14 protein-coding genes are annotated in these 18,300 nt (G+C 62.5%); 11 read left to right on the plus strand and 3 right to left on the minus strand.

Annotated elements, in window-relative coordinates:
• From thiE to HH213_RS15815, 7 genes are all read left to right on the plus strand, one after another.
• Complete coding sequence (gene thiE / locus HH213_RS15785) at positions 1-618, plus strand: thiamine phosphate synthase (protein ID WP_169112841.1); 618 nt, start codon at positions 1-3, stop codon at positions 616-618.
• Between the two features lie 70 nt (positions 619-688).
• Positions 689-1,321: an ANTAR domain-containing response regulator gene (locus HH213_RS15790; RefSeq protein WP_110847373.1), complete on the plus strand. Its 633-nt coding sequence runs from the start codon at positions 689-691 to the stop codon at positions 1,319-1,321.
• Between the two features lie 203 nt (positions 1,322-1,524).
• A complete protein-coding gene (locus tag HH213_RS15795; RefSeq protein WP_110847372.1) occupies positions 1,525-1,977 on the plus strand; it encodes a response regulator in 453 nt (150 codons plus the stop codon).
• Between the two features lie 99 nt (positions 1,978-2,076).
• Positions 2,077-3,009, plus strand: a complete 933-nt coding sequence (locus tag HH213_RS15800) for a Gfo/Idh/MocA family protein (protein ID WP_169112842.1) — start codon at positions 2,077-2,079, stop codon at positions 3,007-3,009.
• A gap of 36 nt (positions 3,010-3,045) precedes the next feature.
• Positions 3,046-4,152 carry an S-(hydroxymethyl)glutathione dehydrogenase/class III alcohol dehydrogenase gene (locus tag HH213_RS15805; protein ID WP_154356645.1) on the plus strand — a complete coding sequence of 369 codons (1,107 nt, stop codon included), beginning with the start codon at positions 3,046-3,048 and terminating at the stop codon, positions 4,150-4,152.
• Positions 4,153-4,276: 124 nt separating this feature from the next.
• On the plus strand, positions 4,277-6,427 hold the full coding sequence (locus HH213_RS30555; protein WP_169112843.1) for a M56 family metallopeptidase: 2,151 nt from the start codon (positions 4,277-4,279) through the stop codon (positions 6,425-6,427).
• A gap of 33 nt (positions 6,428-6,460) precedes the next feature.
• Entirely contained in the window at positions 6,461-8,761 is a 2,301-nt protein-coding gene (locus tag HH213_RS15815) for a UvrD-helicase domain-containing protein (protein ID WP_110847368.1), read from the plus strand.
• Here the strand turns inward: HH213_RS15815 and HH213_RS15820 are convergent.
• The 3 genes from HH213_RS15820 to HH213_RS15830 are packed head-to-tail and all read right to left on the minus strand — an operon-like array spanning position 8,758 to position 10,931.
• A complete protein-coding gene (locus HH213_RS15820; RefSeq protein ID WP_110847367.1) occupies positions 8,758-9,540 on the minus strand; it encodes a BPSS1780 family membrane protein in 783 nt (260 codons plus the stop codon). The two genes, HH213_RS15815 and HH213_RS15820, sit on opposite strands and share 4 nt — an antisense overlap.
• Positions 9,540-10,496: a homoserine kinase gene (locus HH213_RS15825; RefSeq protein ID WP_169112844.1), complete on the minus strand. Its 957-nt coding sequence runs from the start codon at positions 10,494-10,496 to the stop codon at positions 9,540-9,542. Before HH213_RS15825 ends, HH213_RS15820 begins: the two co-directional genes overlap by 1 nt.
• A gap of 27 nt (positions 10,497-10,523) precedes the next feature.
• The gene (locus HH213_RS15830; RefSeq protein ID WP_169112845.1) at positions 10,524-10,931 is read right to left on the minus strand and encodes a hypothetical protein; all 408 of its coding nucleotides are present in this window, start codon (positions 10,929-10,931) and stop codon (positions 10,524-10,526) included.
• Between the two features lie 198 nt (positions 10,932-11,129).
• Here HH213_RS15830 and polA point away from each other — a divergent pair, with 198 nt between their 5' ends.
• From polA to HH213_RS15850, 4 genes are all read left to right on the plus strand, one after another.
• Positions 11,130-13,901, plus strand: a complete 2,772-nt coding sequence (polA, locus tag HH213_RS15835) for a DNA polymerase I (protein ID WP_169112846.1) — start codon at positions 11,130-11,132, stop codon at positions 13,899-13,901.
• A 73-nt stretch (positions 13,902-13,974) separates the two neighbouring features.
• On the plus strand, positions 13,975-14,859 hold the full coding sequence (locus HH213_RS15840) for a dienelactone hydrolase family protein (protein WP_169112847.1): 885 nt from the start codon (positions 13,975-13,977) through the stop codon (positions 14,857-14,859).
• Between the two features lie 162 nt (positions 14,860-15,021).
• Complete coding sequence (locus HH213_RS15845) at positions 15,022-15,726, plus strand: ZIP family metal transporter (protein WP_229263473.1); 705 nt, start codon at positions 15,022-15,024, stop codon at positions 15,724-15,726.
• A 307-nt stretch (positions 15,727-16,033) separates the two neighbouring features.
• A complete protein-coding gene (locus tag HH213_RS15850) occupies positions 16,034-18,058 on the plus strand; it encodes a M13 family metallopeptidase (protein WP_169112848.1) in 2,025 nt (674 codons plus the stop codon).
• Positions 18,059-18,300: the final 242 nt, after the last annotated feature.

Below are 18,300 nucleotides of genomic sequence, written 5' to 3' on the forward strand. Positions count from 1 at the left end.
ATGCAAGGACTCTACCTCGTCACCCCCAACTGGGACGACACCGACCGCCTGCTGCAATTGACCGAACAGGCGCTGCAAGCCGCCCCTATCGCGCTGCTGCAATACCGGCACAAGGAAGCCGGCCCCGACCAGCGCGCCGAACAGGCCGCCGCATTGCTGGCGCTGTGCCGCCGCCACAACGTGCCCTTCATCGTCAACGACTTCGTGGAATTATGCGAACAGCTGGATGCCGACGGCGTCCACCTCGGCGGCACCGATGCCGAAGTCGCCGCGATCCGCAACCGCCTGGGCCAGCAAAAAATCATCGGCGCTTCCTGCTACGGCGACATGCCGCGCGCGCTGCACGCGCAGGACGCCGGCGCCAGCTACGTCGCCTTTGGCGGCTTTTACCCGTCGCGGGTCAAGCAATACGCGGTCACCACCCAGCCGGCCATCCTCGACCAGGCCCGCGAACTGATCCGCGTACCGACCGTGGTCATCGGCGGCATGACCCCGCAAAACGCCGCTCCGCTGGTGGCCCGTGGCGCCAATATGGTGGCCGCCATCAGCAGCGTCTATCAAGCTGAAAGTGTGGCGCAGGCAGTCGGCCAGTTTCATACGCTTTTCGTCCAGCAATAAAACGCTTGGAGTGCGGACGGTTTTCCGCTTTATAATGGAATCGTCACAATTGCCTGAGGTAGCCGCCCCTATGCCTTTAACTTCCGCCAATCCTAAGCGTCTGATCCTCATTGTCGACGACGATCCTCTGCTGCTCGACTTCCTTGGCGAAGTCCTGGGCCACGCCGGTTATGACGTCGCCAAAGCCTCTTCTGCGGAACAAGCCCTGCAAGCCATCGCCCAGCGCGAGCCCGACCTGGCGCTGCTGGACATCCATATGCCCGGTATGAATGGCCTGGAACTGGCCAAACAGCTGCACGCCACCAGTTCGGTGCCGTTCATGTTCCTGTCCGGACGCGGCGATGCCGACGCCGGCAAGCAGGCCGCCTCGTATGGCGCGGTCGGCTTCCTGGTCAAGCCGGTTGATGAAAAGCAGCTGATGCCGGCGTTTGCCGCGGGTCTGGCGCGCGCCGACGAGATCCGTCAGCTGCGCCGTACCGAGCTCAACCTGAATGCGGCGCTGGCCGCCGGCCGCGAAACCAGCCTGGCGGTGGGCCTGCTGATGTGCAAATTCCAGACCGACCGCAACACCGCCTTTGAGGTGCTGCGCGACCACGCCCGCTCCAACCGGCGCAAGGTCAACGAGGTGGCGGACCAGCTGCTGGCGGCCGAAGAGACCCTCAACAGCTTGCATGCTGCATTCAACAGCCGTCTCAAAAAGTAGACGCTCAGGGTAATTTTTCTTGCCCTGCGGTACTTTTGTTATACACTATGGTCTGAGCGGCGGATAACCCATCCGCCCGCCTCAGCAGCGGCAGGGCCCTATTCGCGCCCGTCGTTTCACTGGTCGCCTCATCCTGCGCCACATCTGATTTCTTCGGCCCAACTCCGCCGAGCTTGCATTTAGCTTACCAAGCGGAGACAGCCATGACCAACGATCACCCTACAAGTACCTATCGTCCGTTTACCGAAGAGACGGGCGGCGCCATCGGTTTTTCCATCTTTGCCGCCGCACCGCGCGTGCTGCATGTCGACAGCGACCACGACGCCGCGCTGGTGCTGACCGCGCTGCTGGTGCCTGAAACCCAGGTCACCCATGTGCCGACGCTGGCCGCCGCGCTGACGCTGCTGCACAGCGAAAAGTTCGCGCTGGTGGTGCTCGACCCGGACCTGCCGGACGGCGACGGCGTCGACCTGCTGGCCGAGGTGCGTGTGCACCAGCCCGACACGCGGGTACTGATGTACTCGGCGCGCCATCCGGAACACCACAACGCCGGCAGCGCCTTCCTGCCCAAGCCGTGGACCTCGCCGCGCCAGCTGTGGCGCACCGTGTCCGACCTGCTGGGCATCGGCCCTGCGATGCCGGTTGAACCCCAATAATCGCGTTATTGATAATAAATACAGGATGACGTCGTCCTGACCTTGTTGCGTGACTGGCTGAGATGATAGTCTGCCGGTTCACTCAATCAGGATACCCAGATGACGTCACCTATCAAACTCGCCATCGTCGGCGTCGGCAAGATCGTTTACGACCAGCACTTGCCAGCCATCACCGGACAAGCTGCCGACTACGCGCTGGTCGCGACGGCCAGCCGCAACAATACCATCGACAACGTACCAAGCTTCCCGACCATCGAAGCCATGCTGGCGGCCGATCCATCGATCGAGGCCGTGTCGCTGTGCATGCCGCCGCAATACCGCTACGCCGCCGCGCGCACCGCGCTGGCCGCCGGCAAGCACGTGTTCCTGGAAAAACCGCCGGGCGCCACGCTGTCGGAAGTGGCCGACCTGGAAGCGTTCGCCGCCGCGCAGGGCGTCAGCCTGTTCGCCAGCTGGCACTCGCGCTATGCACCGGGCGTGCAGCCGGCCAAGACCTATCTGGCCGGGGAAAAGCCGACCGCGATGCACGTCATCTGGAAAGAAGACGTGCGCCAGTGGCACCCGAACCAGGACTGGATCTGGCAAGCGGGCGGCCTGGGCGTGTTCGATCCGGGCATCAACGCGCTGTCGATCGTCACCGAAATCCTGCCGTCGGCCGTGTTCCTGACCAAGGCCGCCCTGGAATTCCCGGAAAACCGCGACGCGCCGATCGGCGCCGACCTGCACTTCCAGGATGCCGACGGCGTCAAGGTGCACGCAGAGTTCGACTGGCGCCAGACCGGCAAGCAAAGCTGGGACATCATCGTCACCACGGCAAAAGGAGAAGTGCGCCTTGCCGACGGCGGCTCGCGCCTGTGGATCAACGGCGAAGAGCAGACGCTGGCCAAGGAAGCCGAATATCCGTCGCTGTACCAGCGCTTCGCTGAACTCATCCGCGCCGGCAAGTCCGACGTGGACGTGGCGCCGCTGCGTCACGTGGCCGACGCGTTCATGCTGGGCCAGCGTAAAGTGGTGGACGCTTTCCACGACTGATTTGTTATCATGATGTTCCAACGCGAAAGGAACATCATGAAAACCAAAGCAGCCGTTGCCTGGCAAGCGGGCAAGCCCCTGACGATTGAAGAAGTCGAACTGGGCGGCCCGCGCGAAGGCGAAGTGCTGGTGGAAATCAAGGCCACCGGCATCTGCCACACCGATTACTACACCCTGTCCGGCGCCGATCCGGAAGGGATTTTTCCCGCCATCCTGGGCCATGAAGGCGCCGGCATTGTGGTGGACGTCGGTCCGGGCGTCAAATCGCTGAAAAAAGATGACCACGTCATTCCGCTGTACACGCCGGAATGCCGCCAGTGCAAATTCTGCCTGTCGCAAAAGACCAACCTGTGCCAGTCGATCCGCTCCACGCAAGGCCGCGGCCTGATGCCGGACGCCACCAGCCGCTTCTCCATCGACGGCAAGCCGATCTATCACTACATGGGCACGTCGACCTTCTCCAACTACATCGTGGTGCCGGAAATCGCGCTGGCCAAGATCCGCGAAGACGCGCCGTTCGATAAAGTCTGCTACATCGGTTGCGGCGTCACCACCGGCGTCGGCGCCGTGCTGTTCACCGCCAAGGTGGAAGCGGGCGCGAATGTGGTGGTGTTCGGTCTCGGCGGCATCGGCCTGAACGTGATCCAGGCCGCCAAGATGGTTGGCGCGGACAAAATCATCGGCGTCGATATCAATCCGGCGCGCCAGGAAATGGCGCGCAAGTTCGGCATGACCCACTTCATCAACCCGAACGAAGTGGAAAACGTGGTCGACCACATCATTCAGCTCACCGACGGCGGCGCCGACTACAGCTTTGAGTGCGTCGGCAATACGACCTTGATGCGCCAGGCGCTGGAGTGCTGCCACAAAGGTTGGGGCAAGTCGATCATCATCGGCGTGGCGGCGGCCGGCCAGGAAATCTCTACCCGTCCGTTCCAGCTGGTGACCGGCCGTGAGTGGAAGGGCTCGGCCTTCGGCGGCGCCCGTGGCCGCACCGATGTGCCGAAGATCGTCGACTGGTATATGGAAGGCAAACTCAATATCGACGACCTGATCACCCATCGCCTGAAGCTGGAAGACATCAACCAGGGCTTCGACCTGATGAAGAGCGGCGAGTCGATCCGCTCGGTGGTGCTCTACTAAAAGCTGTGCCCCGATGGATGTAGAAAAAAAGTTCTAGACTTCGCAATCTAGATAATTTATTCTACATCCATCGACTCGGAGGGCGGCATGGATCTCAATCTCAATTTCTCGGCGGGCAGCGGCGATGAATAGCCTGCTGCCAGCTATCGTGTCCGCCGTGGGCTGGGCACTGCTGCATTTTATCTGGCAGGGGCTACTGATCGGCTGGGCCGTCACGCTGGCCATGCACCTGCTGCGCAAGGCGCGTCCGCAGACGCGTTACGCCGTGGCCTGCGGCGGCATGTTGTTGTGTGCCGCGCTGCCGCTGTCGAGCATCATTCTCCAACTGAGCGACCTGCAGGCCAGCGGCGGTTTTGGCGCGGCGCAGACCGTGGCCGTGTCCGGCGCGACCGATAGCGCCGGCGCCCTGATCAGCGATAGCGCGCTGGACAGTCTGAAAGACCTGTTACGCCGGCAACTGCCGTGGGTGGTCGGCTTGTGGCTGGCGGGCGCGGCCTTGATGGCGCTGCGCCTTGCTATCGGACTCAAGTGGGTGGCGGACCGCACGCGTCCGGGTGAATACACCACCGATCCTTACTGGCAGCGCCGCTTGTCCGAGCTGGCGCGCCGTTTCGACATCGATTTTCACGTACGACTGGGCGTCGCCGACAAGCTGGACAGCCCGATCACGGCCGGCTGCTGGAAGCCGATCGTGCTGGTGCCGACCGCGCTGATCACCGGCATGCCGGCCGATCTGCTGGAAGCGCTGCTGGCGCACGAGCTGGCGCACATCAAGCGGCACGATTACCTGGTCAACCTCATACAAAGCACGATTGAGATCGGGCTGTTCTATCACCCTAGTGTTTGGGCACTATCGCGCAGGATACGGATCGAGCGGGAACAAATCGCCGACGACCTGGCCGTGGGTATGCTCGGCCAGCCGCAAAGGCTGGCGCAAGCCTTGTCGCAACTGGATCGCTTTCAGTTCGACACCACCCAATTAGCCCATGCGGCTCACGGAGGAAATCTCATGTCTCGTATCAAACGCCTGCTGCGTCCCGATGTTGAACCGGTCAGCTGGAAAATCGCCATGCCGCTGGCTGGCCTGCTGGCGGCCGGCGCCATGTTCTATGCCCACGCCGCCCCACCTCCGCCGGCAGCGCCAGCACCATCAGCCGCGCCGATGGAAGCGGAATCGCCTGCCACGCCTGCCGTGGCGGCTATCGCGGATGTGCCGGATGCGCCTGACGCACCTGATGCACCCGAGCTAGTGGCGCAAGTTTCTCCGGTCGCCCCGGTTGCAGCGGTGGCGCCAGTGGCGGCAGTAGAGTCGGTGACCGAAGAAATCGCACCAGCCGCCCCGGCTGCTCCCGCCGCACCAGCTGCGCCAGCCGCACCAGCCGCCCCAGCCGCCCCGGCGGCTCCGGCCGCTCCCGCCGCTCCGGCCGCCCCATCGCCATTGCTGGGCGTGATTGGCGCCAAGGTCAGCCTGGCGGGAGACACAGGCGTGCTGCGGATCAAGAGCGATGAGGTGCGTTCACGGCCTCCGAAGGGAGAGCGTAGCGCCTACGCAATCGTGCATGCCGGCAGCGACAGCATGACCGTGGCGGCCAGCACTGCGGAAATTCGCAAAGTGGCGCAGTTGCGGGCCACGATGAAAAGCGATTTCCTCTGGTTCCGTGATGGCGACAAAACCTATGTGCTCAAAGATCCCGCCATGCTGGCCCGTCTGGACGAAGTCTGGATGCCGGTTAACCGCATCGGCAGCCAGTTGGAGGAGCAGGGCAAGAAAATGGATGCGCAAGGGAAGATCATGAGCGCGATTGGCGAGCAAATCGGCGCTATGGGCGCTGAGATCGGCAAGCAGGCTGTGCGCAACGCGGATGGTGAGCGGCGCGAAATCGAGCGGCTGGCGCGCGCCCAGGAAAAAATTTCCCGCCGCGTTGAGGACGCCGCGCGCGATATGGCCTACGACCGCACCCCGGAAAAGCTACGTGCGTTGCAAGCGCAGCAAGCGCTCCTGCAGGCGCAACTGGCGCCGCTGCAAAAGCAGATGGCCGAGCGCCAGAGCGAACTGAACGCAAAAATGAGCAAGCTGCATGAACAGGAAGGGCCGATGAAAGCGCTGCATGACCAAATGACCGCCGCCAGCCGTCCGATGGGTGAACTGAGTGCGCGTATGGGTGAGCTCAGCGCCAAGCATGCCGACGCGGTGCGCGAAGCCGAACGCGCGATGCAAGCGCTGATGCAGGAATCCCTGCAAAACGGCAAAGCCGTTCCCGCACCATCCGCTTGAACTGCGAATTTTGCATCCCGGTATAATCACGGGATGCAAAATCTTCTCCACAACCTTAACGAGGAACAGCTCGCCGCTGTCACCTTGCCCGCGCAGAGCGCCCTGATCCTGGCGGGCGCCGGTTCCGGTAAAACCCGTGTCCTGACCACCCGTATCGCCTGGCTGGTCCAGACCGGTCAAGTGTCGCCCTCCGGTATCCTGGCCGTGACCTTTACCAATAAGGCCGCCAAGGAGATGCTGACCCGTCTGTCCGCCATGTTGCCGATTAATACGCGCGGCATGTGGATCGGCACCTTCCATGGCCTGTGCAACCGCCTGCTACGCACCCACCATCGCGACGCCGCCTTGCCGCAGACCTTCCAGATCCTCGATTCGCAGGATCAGCTGTCGGCCATCAAGCGCCTGTTGAAGGCCAATAACGTCGATGACGAGAAGTTTCCGCCGAAGGAGATCATGTACTTCATCAACGGCGCCAAGGACCAGGGCCTGCGCGCCGACAAGATCGATCCCTACAACGCCGACGAGCGCAAGAAGGTCGAGCTGTACCAGCTGTACGACGATCAATGCCAGCGCGAAGGCGTGGTCGATTTCGCCGAACTGTTGCTGCGCACCTATGAACTGCTGCTGCGCAACCAGCCGTTGCGCGAACATTATCAGCAGCGCTTCCAGCACATTCTGGTCGATGAGTTTCAGGATACCAATGATCTGCAGTACAAGTGGTTGAAGCTGCTGGCGGGTCACGGCACCCAGCGTGGCGGCGTGGTGTTTGCCGTCGGCGACGATGACCAGTCGATTTATGCGTTCCGTGGCGCCAACGTCGGCAATATGAGCGCGTTCGAGCGCGAGTTCAACGTCAAGAATTTGATCAAGCTGGAGCAGAATTACCGCTCGCACGGCCACATTCTGGACGCGGCCAACATCCTGATCGCCAATAACAGCAAGCGCCTGGGCAAGAATCTGCGCACCGACGCCGGCCACGGCGAGCAGGTGCGCGTCTACGAAGCCAATTCAGACCTGTCCGAAGCATCGTGGATTATCGAAGAAACCAAGAACCTGATCCATGACGGCGCATCGCGTAGCGAGATCGCCGTGCTGTACCGCTCCAATGCGCAGTCGCGCGTGATCGAGCATGCGCTGTTCTCGGCCGGCATTCCGTACCATGTGTACGGCGGCCTGCGTTACTTCCAACGCGCCGAGGTCAAGCACGCCATCGCGTATCTGCAATTGATGGACAACCCGCACAACGATTCGGCCTTCTTGCGCGTGGTGAATTTCCCCACGCGCGGGATCGGCGCCCGCACGCTGGAGACGCTGCAGGCCGCTGCCGAGCAGTACCGCATCTCGCTGTACGCCGCCGTGCCGTACATCACCGGCAAGGCGGGCACGTCGCTGTCAGGCTTCGTCAAACTGATCGAAGGCGTGCGCTTTGAAACGCAGCAGATGGCCTTGCCGGAACTGGTGCGCATCGTACTGGAACAATCCACGCTGCTTACTCACTACGCCACCGAAAAAGAAGGCGCCGACCGCATCGAAAACTTGGAGCAGATGGTCAGCGCCGCCACCCAGTTCCTGTCGGAAGAGGGCTACGGCCAGGGCTCGCCGGCGCATCTGGGCCCGCAGTCGCAGGCGCAGGCTGGCGACGCCATCATCAACCAGGATGGTATCGAGATCCTGGATGCGGATGCGCCGCTGTCGACCGTAATGTCGCCGCTGTCGGCCTTCCTGTCGCACGCCTCGCTGGAGGCCGGCGACAACCAGGCCGCCGCTAGCCAGGAAGCGGTGCAGATGATGACGGTGCACTCGGCCAAGGGGCTGGAGTTCAACAATGTCTTCATCACCGGTCTGGAAGAGGGCTTGTTCCCGCACGAGAGCAGTTCGCGCGAGCACGACGGCGTGGAAGAGGAACGCCGCCTGATGTACGTGGCGATCACGCGCGCGCGCGAGCGTCTGTACCTGAGCTTCGCGCAGACCCGCATGTTGCACGGCCAGACCCGCTACAACATGAAGTCGCGCTTCTTTGAAGAGTTGCCGGAAGAGTCGCTGAAGTGGCTGACGCCGAAGGTGCAGCCGAACTGGTTCGGCGCCAAGAAGTCGGCCTGGGACGAAGCGCCGTTGGTGGGTTCGGACAAGGCGCTGGCGCAGCAAATTTCCAGCAAGGCGCTGGCGGCCAGCACCGGCTGGCGGCTGGGCCAATCGGTGGCCCACGCCAAGTTCGGCGAGGGCGTGATCGTGAATATCGAAGGCAGCGGCAATAACGCCCGCGCTCAGATCAACTTCGGCAGCGCCGGCATGAAAGTGCTGGACCTGAGCATCGCCAAGCTGGAGAAAATCTAGAGCGGCTTGTTCAGGTCGATCACCTCCGGCAGCGCCGGAGGCGTGCCGAATATCTGCTTGTAGGCGGCATACAGCATGCAATGCACCAGCACCAGCGAGATCAGGAACAGCGTGAAGATGGCGGCCACGGTCAGGCTCGATATGCCCAGCACCAGCACCACCAGCTGCACGCCGACGAAGTACATCAGGTGCAGCGCGATCACGGCGACCACGAACGCCTTGATGCCACGCAGCACGCCGACCACGCTGAAGAACAACGCCTTGGTCAGTGCCATCTTCTGCCAGAAAACCAGCGGCGCCGTCAACGACATCAGCAGCCAGCCGATGATGTAGATGGCCGATCCGGCCAGCATGCCGCTGAACAGACCTTCCACATCGTCCGGCTTGATCGCGCCCTTGGCCTGCGCTTCGCGCAAGGCGTTGATGGCGTCGCCGGACAGGCTGTAGATCGCCACCATCGCCAATACCATCAGCACGCAGTTGATGCCGCCGAGCAGCAACAGCTGCTTGCGCATCGGCGACTGCACGCCCACCAGCAGCAGGTGCGGCATGGCGCGCCGGCCCTGGTCGACCTCGGCGCAGCCCTGCAGCAGGGCGATGCTGAACAGCGGCATCATCACGCACCAGACGATCTGCCCCAACACTGGCAGCAGCAGGATGAAGAACGACGAGAACATGCAGATGAACAGCAGCGCCATCAGTCCACCGGGCTGTTGGCGGAACAGGTGCAGGCCCTGTTTGACCCATTGCCAGCCTGCGCGTGCGGGAAGTTTTTCCATCAGAACAGTCCTGGCGCCGGGGTGGCGATGCGTTCGCGCAGGATGCGCTCAAAGTGACCGGGATCGTGCGGCGTCAGCATTTCGGCTTCGCGCGGACGGTAGAAATCATACAGGCGCGACAGCCAGAAGCGCAGCGCGCCGGCCCGCAGCATCGGCTGCCAGGCGGTGTGCTCGGCGGCGGTGAACGGCCGCACGGCGTGGTAAGCGTCCAGCAGGGCGCGCACGCGTGCGGTGTCCAGCACGCCAGTGTCGAGGTCGATGCACCAGTCATTGACGGTGACGGCGACGTCGAACAGCCAGGTGTCGCAGCCGGCGAAGTAGAAATCGAAGAAGCCGGTCAGGCGCTCGCCGTCAAACATCACGTTGTTGCGGAACAGGTCGGCGTGGACCGGGCCGGTTTGCAGCTGCTTGTAGATGTCGCAGGCGGCGAAAGCGTCCTGGAAGTGCACTTCGGCCCGCAGCAGGTGCGCTTGCTGGTCGGGGATGAAGGGCAGCACTTCCGGTGTGGTGGCGTGCCACCAGGCCAGACCGCGCAGGTTGGGCTGCTGCAAGGCGTAATCCTGGCCGGCCAGATGCATTTTGGCCAGCATGGCGCCGACGGCGGCGCAATGCACCGGCTGCGGGTCCATTTGCGAACGGCCCTCCAGCTTGCTGACGATGGAAGCCGGCTTGCCGTGCAGGGCGACGATCAACTCGCCTTTGTCATTGGCTACCGGGGCCGGCACCAGCACGCCGCGCTCGGCCAGGTGGCGCATCAGGTTGAGGTAGAACGGCAGTTGTTCAAACGACAGGTTTTCGAAGATGGTGAGTACATACTCACCGTGCTCTGTCGTCAGGAAGAAATTGCTGTTTTCAATGCCGGAACTGATGCCTTTGAGCTCAAGCGCTTTGCCGAGCGGAAATTGGGTGATCCACTGGGCGACATCGTCCAGCGCTACCGGGGTAAAGACTGCCATGTGAAAAGTATGTAGTTCCGTGGTGGTTTATTTGGCCGGAGGCGGTTGTGGCGGTGGATTGTTGTCCGACGCGGCGTCGTCTTCCGGTGCTTTCTTTTTCTTGCCGAGGTCGAATTCGAACAGCGTCCATTGCGCGCCGCGCGGGGCGCCGCTCATGGCGTCGCCCGGCACGGAGGTGCCGACCGGGTGGTTGGGACGCAGGATATAAGTGCTGGGACCGCTTTTGACGGTGGCTTCGACCACATTGCCGCTGTTATCGCGGCGTTCGGTAATCTTGGTTTCCGCCGGCTTGGCGCTGATGGTGACCGGATCTTCGGTCACTTCTTCCAGTTTTTCCATTTTTGGCGGCGCCTGGCTCGGCGTCGACTGCGCAAATGCCGTGTGGGCGCTGAGCGTCAGCAGCAGGGCAGGCCAGAGGAGGGAAGTGCGCTTCATGATGGGTCGCCTTTAGCAGAGAGATGGCTGCGGAATTTTTATGTATGATCCATTGTAACAAACAGACACCCATCGCTGTGCTTTCCCTTCGGGGGAGGCGGGGTAATTGCCAATTTTTAAACTTTGCTGCGCTGCCGGACGCCGGTCAAAACCTGCGATAATGTTGCATTCACGCCCAAGCATCCTCACTTAGTACCTATGCAAAATACCCTGTTGTTAGTAGACGGCTCCAGCTATCTTTATCGCGCTTTCCATGCGCTGCCCGACCTGCGCAGCGCCGACGGCCACCCGACCGGCGCCATGCACGGCATGGTCAATATGCTGCGCCGCCTGCGCGCGGACTATCCGGCCGCCTACATCGCCTGCGTATTCGACGCCAAGGGCAAGACTTTCCGCGACGATATGTATCCGGAATACAAGGCCACGCGCGCCTCGATGCCGGACGACCTGCGCCTGCAGATCGAGCCGATCCACGAGGCGGTCAAGGCCATGGGCTGGCCGATCCTGATGGTCGAGGGCGTGGAGGCCGACGACGTCATCGGCACGCTGTCGTACGAGGCGGCCAAGGCGGGCATGAACGTGGTGGTGTCCACCGGCGACAAGGATCTGGCGCAGCTGGTCAACGACAAGGTCATGCTGATCAACACCATGACCAACGAGAAGATGGACGAGGCTGGCGTGCTGGCCAAGTTCGGCGTGCCGCCGAACCGCATCATCGATTACCTGACCCTGATCGGCGACACCGTCGACAACGTGCCGGGCGTGAGCAAGTGCGGGCCGAAGACGGCGCTGAAATGGCTGAGCGCCTACGATTCGCTGGATGGCGTGATCGCCAACGCCGACAAGATCACCGGCGCCGTCGGCCAGAACCTGCGCGATGCGCTGGCATGGCTGCCGAAGGGCCGCGAACTGATTACCGTCAAGCTGGACTGCGACCTGACCGGCCACATGGTGTCGATCAGTGAATCGCTGGTCGCGCGCGAGGAAGACAAGGAATCGCTGCTGGCCTTCTTCGGCAAATACGGCTTCAAGACGCTGCTGCGCGAACTGGGCGTGGCGGCCAGCACGCCGGCCGGCGCGCCGGCCTCGACCGTGAAAGTGTCGCTGGACGCGCCGGTCGGCGGCGCAGCCTCCATGAATGGCGACCTGTTCGCCGAACCGGTCATCGCCACTTACGAAACGGTCAGCACCGACGCGCAGCTTGACCAGTGGATCGCCCGCATCCATGCCGCCGACCTGACCGCGGTCGATACCGAAACCACTTCGCTGGAACCGATGACGGCGCAGCTGGTCGGCATTTCGCTGTCGGTCAAGCCGGGCGAGGCCTGCTACATCCCGGTGGCGCACGCCTACCAGGGCGTGCCGGCGCAACTGGAGCGCGAGCATGTGCTGGCCAAGCTCAAGCCGTGGCTGGAAGACGCCAGCAAGCTCAAGGTCGGCCAGAACCTCAAGTACGACAGTCACATCTTCGCCAACCATGGCGTGTCGCTGCAAGGCATCCATCACGATACGCTGCTGGAATCGTATGTGTTTGAATCGCACCGCACGCACGACATGGACAGCCTGGCGCTGCGCCACCTTAACCACACCACGATTCCGTTCGTGGACGTGTGCGGCAAGGGCGTCAACATGATCACCTTCGACCAGGTGGCGATTGACCGCGCCACCGAGTACGCGGCGGAAGACGCCGACATCACGCTGCGCCTGCACCAGAACATGATCGGCGAGGTGGAGAAGGACGAGAAGCTGAACTTCATCTACCGCAACATCGAACTGCCGACGGCGGTGGTGCTGCAAAAGATCGAGCGCAACGGCGTGCAGATCGACGCCGCGCTGCTGGCGCAGCAGTCGAACGAACTCGGTGCGCGCATCGTCGAGCTGGAAGCCAAGGCGCATGAGCTGGCCGAGCAGCCGTTCAACCTCGGCTCGCCGAAGCAGATCGGCGAGATTTTCTTCGAGAAGCTGAAGCTGCCGGTGGTCAAGAAAACCCCGAGCGGCGCGCCATCGACCGACGAGGAAGTGCTGCAAAAGCTGGCCGAGGATTATCCGCTGCCGAAAGTGCTGCTGGAATACCGCAGCCTGTCCAAGCTGAAATCGACCTACACCGACAAGCTGCCGAAGGGCATCAACGCGCAGACCGGCCGCGTGCATACCAATTACGCACAGGCGGTGGCGGTGACGGGACGCCTGGCGTCCAACGATCCGAATCTGCAAAACATTCCGATCCGCACCAAGGAAGGCCGCCGCATCCGCGAGGCGTTTGTGGCGCCGGCCGGCTCGCACATTGTGTCGGCCGACTATTCGCAGATCGAACTGCGCATCATGGCGCACATTTCGGAAGACGAAAACATGCTGCGCGCGTTCGCCGAGGGCGTGGACATTCACCGCGCCACCGCCGCCGAAATTTTCGGCGTCGCGCCGGAGTCGGTGGAAAACGAACAGCGCCGCTACGCCAAGGTGATTAACTTCGGCCTGATTTACGGCATGAGCGCGTTCGGCCTGGCCAGCAACCTGGGCATCGAGCGCGGTGCGGCGCAGAGCTACATCGAGCGTTACTTTGCGCGCTTCTCGGGCGTCAAGCAGTACATGGACGACACGCGCCTGCAGGCCAAGGCGCGCGGTTATGTGGAGACGGTGTTCGGCCGCCGCCTGTGGCTGCCGGAGATCAATTCGCCGAACGGCCCGCGCCGCCAGGGCGCCGAACGCGCGGCAATTAACGCGCCGATGCAGGGCACGGCCGCCGACCTGATCAAGCTGGCCATGATCGCGGTGCAGAACTGGCTGGAAACCGAGAAGCTGGGCACGCGCATGATCATGCAGGTGCACGATGAACTGGTGTTGGAAGTGCCGGACGCCGAGCTGGAACTGATCAAGCAGAAACTGCCGGAGCTGATGGCCGGCGTGGCGCAATTGAAGGTACCGCTGATCGCTGAAGTAGGGGTTGGCAGCAACTGGGATGAAGCACACTAAACCCGGCAGTTCAGGGTCGGACCCGTGCCGGGTCAGACCCTTGCTGTGCTGGGGCTAACTATGGAGGATGCTGATGGACGATTTGACGCGTGATGCAGAGAGTTTGCTGACTAAAACCAGGCTGTCGGACGGCGTCGATCGCCGCGGCTTCCTGAAGACCGCGCTGGGCACCGGCTTTGCCGCCGCCACGCTGCCGGTGATGGCGCAAAACGTCATCAAGACCGACACGGTTGGCCTGACCGCCGGCACCATCGTTCTCAATATCGGCGGCCAGGATGTGCCGGTCTACCGCGCCCAGCCGGAAGGCAAGACCAACCTGCCGGTGGTGCTGGTGATCTCGGAAATCTTCGGCGTGCACGAGCATATCGCCGACGTCGCCCGCCGGTTTGCCAAGCAAGGCTATCTGGCGCTGGCGCCGGATCTGTTCGTTCGCCAGGGGGACCCGACCAAGGTCGCCTCCATCGCCGACCTGCAACGCGACATCATCGCCAAAACGCCGGACGCGCAAGTGTTGACCGACCTCGACGCGGTTGTGGCCTGGGCCAAGGTAAGCGGCGGTAATGCCGACAAAATCGCCATCACCGGCTTCTGCTGGGGTGGCCGCATCACCTGGCTGTACGCCGCGCACAACCCATCGATCAAGGCCGGCGTGGCCTGGTACGGCCGGCTGATGGGGGACAGCAACGCCAACTTTCCCAGGCACCCGGTCGATGTTGCTGGCACTCTGACGGTGCCGGTGCTGGGCCTGTACGGCGCCAAGGATACCGGCATCTCGCAGGAGTCGATCACCGTGATGAAAGCAGCGCTGGCCAAGGGGCCGAACAAGTCGACCTTCATCATCTACCCCAACTCCGGCCACGCCTTCCACGCCGACTACCGGCCGAGCTACGTCGAAGCCGACGCCAAGGACGGTTGGGGCCGCACACTGGCTTGGTTCAAGCAAAACGGTGTCGTTTGAGCGGTTTTAAGCAAAAAAGCATGCTGGGGAGTAAAATAACGCCCCGGCCTGCGCGACAGCGCGCACCGCCCAAGCATCAGAGGCTATAACATCGATCCCGTACTTATCTCCATCTTATTGGCAACCACACTGGCTGGCGTAGTGAGCATCACTGCGGCGGCCGTGTTCTCGTTTACCTTGCTGTCCAAGGTGGTCGAGCGCATGGTCAGCCTGTCGGTCGGCATCATGCTGTCGACGTCGCTGCTGCATGCGTTGCCGGAAGCGTTCGAGTCGCAGGCCAGCGCGCGCAGCTTGTTCGCCACGCTGCTGGGCGGGCTGCTGGCGTTCTTCCTGCTGGAGAAGCTGGCGATCCTACGCCACTCGCATCATCACGAGCACGACGGTCACCACCACCACCACGGCCATGACAAGCACGAAGCTGGCAAGGCCGGCTGGATGATCCTGGTCGGCGACGGCATGCACAACTTCACCGACGGCATCCTGATCGCGGCGGCCTTCCTGGCCAATCCGGAACTGGGCCTGGTGACCGGGCTGGCGATTATCGCCCACGAGATTCCGCAGGAAATCGGCGACTTCATCGTGCTGCTCAACGCTGGCTTCTCGCGCACCCGCGCCTATGTGTACAACCTGCTGTGCAGCTTGTTGGCGATTGCCGGTGGCCTGCTGGGCTATTACACGCTGGACCGCGCCAGCAGCCTGATCCCCTATGTACTGGTGTTCGCTTCATCCGGCTTCATCTACATTGCGCTCAGCGACCTGATGCCGCAAATGCAGCGCCGCGCCACCCTGCGCGAGACGGTGCCACAAGTGCTGCTGATCGCGGCCGGTGTCGCCATTGTCGTGTTCCTGATCGGCACCCACCACTAAGCAGACTTGGGCGGGCCACCGTCATCTGGTGAGGTGCGGCAGTCATCAATGTGTAACAGAATGTATCGCTGGTCAGCAGCCGTCCCGGGCGGCGGGACCCCGTGCGGGGCCGGCTTACTGGAGAGTCGGACACCCACCTGCGGCGGCGGCCGGAAAATTGTAAATCAACGTTTCAGCAAGTGCAGCGTCTTTACCACAATACGCTGCCTTGCAGCATTACCTATGTGCAATGGAACGCTATAATCATCCGCTGCATGGCCGCAAGGTCCATGCGCCGCGACTCTCACTACAATTAAAGGAATTCCTCGTGAACCGTACGCTTGTCAGCGCTGCCTGCTGCGCCTTATTCTTCCTATCCTCCCCATCGCATGCTCAGCAAACATCCGGCATCGACCTGAAAACGCTGGACTCGGCAGTGCGTCCGCAGGATGACTTCTACGGCTACGTTAACGGGATCTGGACCCGCAACACCGAAATCCCGGCCGATAAATCGACCTGGGGCACCTACATTGAACTGCGCGAAACCGCGCAAGGCCAGCTGCGTTCGGTCATCGACGCCGCCGTGAAAAATCCCGGCAAGGCCGGCAGCGAGACGCACAAGATTGCGGACCTGTACACCAGTTTCATGAATGAGAAGGCGCGCAATGCGGCCGGCTTCAAGCCGCTGCACGGCGACCTGGCGCACGTCGCGGCTGTCAAAGACAAGAAGGATCTGCCGGCGCTGTTCGCCTACCTGCAACGCAACAGCATCCAGACGCCGTTCTCGGCGGGAGTATCGGTCGATGCCCAGGATCCCGAGCAGTACACGCTCAACGTCGGCCAGTCCGGCCTGGGCCTGCCGGACCGCGACTACTACCTGAAGGATGACGACGCCAAACTGAAAGGCGCGCGCGACAAGTACCAGCAACACATCGCCACGCTGCTGGCGAAGAGCGGCGACAAGGATGCCGCCGCCCACGCCGCGCAGGTGCTCGACATCGAGACCCGTCTGGCGAAGGTGCAATGGACCCGCGTGCAGATGCGCGATCCGGTCAAATCGTACAACCGCGTCGACTTTGACAAATTCAGCGAACTGGCGCCGGCGTTCGACTGGAAGGCCTACTTTGCCGCCAGCGGCATGTCGCCGAAAGCCTCGTCGGCCGTGGTGCGTCAGCCAAGCTTCCTGACCGGCTTCTCCGAAGTCGTGGCCGATGTACCGCTGGATGCATGGAAGAGCTACTTCAACTGGCGCATCATCGAAAGCTACGCGTCCTACCTGGACAGCGACACCGTCAAGGAACGCTTCGCCTTTGAAGGCACCGTGCTGCGCGGTGTGCCGCAAAGCGAACCGCAATGGCAACTGGCGCTGCGCTTCACCGACAGCGCGCTCAGCGACGCGGTCGGCAAGCTGTACGTGAAAACCTACCTGGCGCCGGAAACCAAGCCGCGTGTGATGGCCATGTTCAACAACTTCGTCGCCTCGTTCAAGGAAGGCATCGACAAGCTGGACTGGATGGGCCCGGAGACCAAGAAAGAAGCGCAAGCCAAGCTGGCCGCGCTGCGTCCGAACATCGCCTACCCGGATAAATGGCGCGATTACAGCGCGCTGAAAACCCAGCCGAACGATCTGATCGCCAACGTCCGCGCCTCGCGCGCCTGGGCTCGCCAACGCAACCTGGACAAACTGGGCAAGCCGGTCGACCGCGAAGAGTGGTCGATGACGCCGCAAACCGTCAACGCCAGCTACAACCCGTCGCTGAACGCGATCACGATTCCGGCCGCGATCTTGCAGCCGCCGTTCTTCAACGTCAAAGCGGAAGACGCGGTCAACTACGGCCTGCTGGGCATCACCTTCGGCCACGAAATCAGCCACGCGTTCGACGACTCGGGCAGCCAGTACGACGCCAAAGGCCGCCTGCGCAACTGGTGGACCGCCGACGACCGCGCCGCCTTCAAGGCGCGCGCTGCCGGCCTGGTCAAGCAGTACGGTTCGTACAGCCCGGTGCCGGGTTACTTCATCAACGGTGAATTGACGCTGGGTGAAAACATCGGCGACAACTCCGGTTTGTCGCTGACGCTGAAAGCCTACCAGCGTTCGCTGGGCGGCAAGCCATCGCCGGTGATCGACGGCCTGACGGGTGAGCAGCGCCTGTACATCGGCTTCGCGCAGAAATGGCGCGCCAAGCTGCGTCCGGAAGCGGCCATCGCCCAGATCAAGAGCGACCCGCACTCGCCAGGCGAATTCCGCGCCAAAGGCACCGTGATGAACCAGCCAGGCTTCTACGAAGCGTTCGGCATCAAGCCGGGCGACCCGATGTACCTGCCGCCTGAGCAGCGCGTGATCATGTGGTAATGATGCAAGTTGAGACGCCTTGGCCTGTTGTATTGGGTTTTGCGGCGTCTCAATTGTGTATATCTCGCCATCATAGTCACTCGGAGTATGATGGCCAGATGAACGCCAGACAAAACAAGCAAGCTGAATCACTCGCGGCACTCAGCCCCGAGGATCTGGCTCGCCTGGATCGCATGGCTGCCTTGACGCAGCTTAGCCAGGCGCGGCGTGAGGCGCTTTCCCATTCCCAAAACTGGTCATGT

It is taken from the genome of Duganella dendranthematis, assembly GCF_012849375.1.
GTDB classification, from domain to species: Bacteria; Pseudomonadota; Gammaproteobacteria; order Burkholderiales; family Burkholderiaceae_D; genus Rugamonas; species Rugamonas dendranthematis.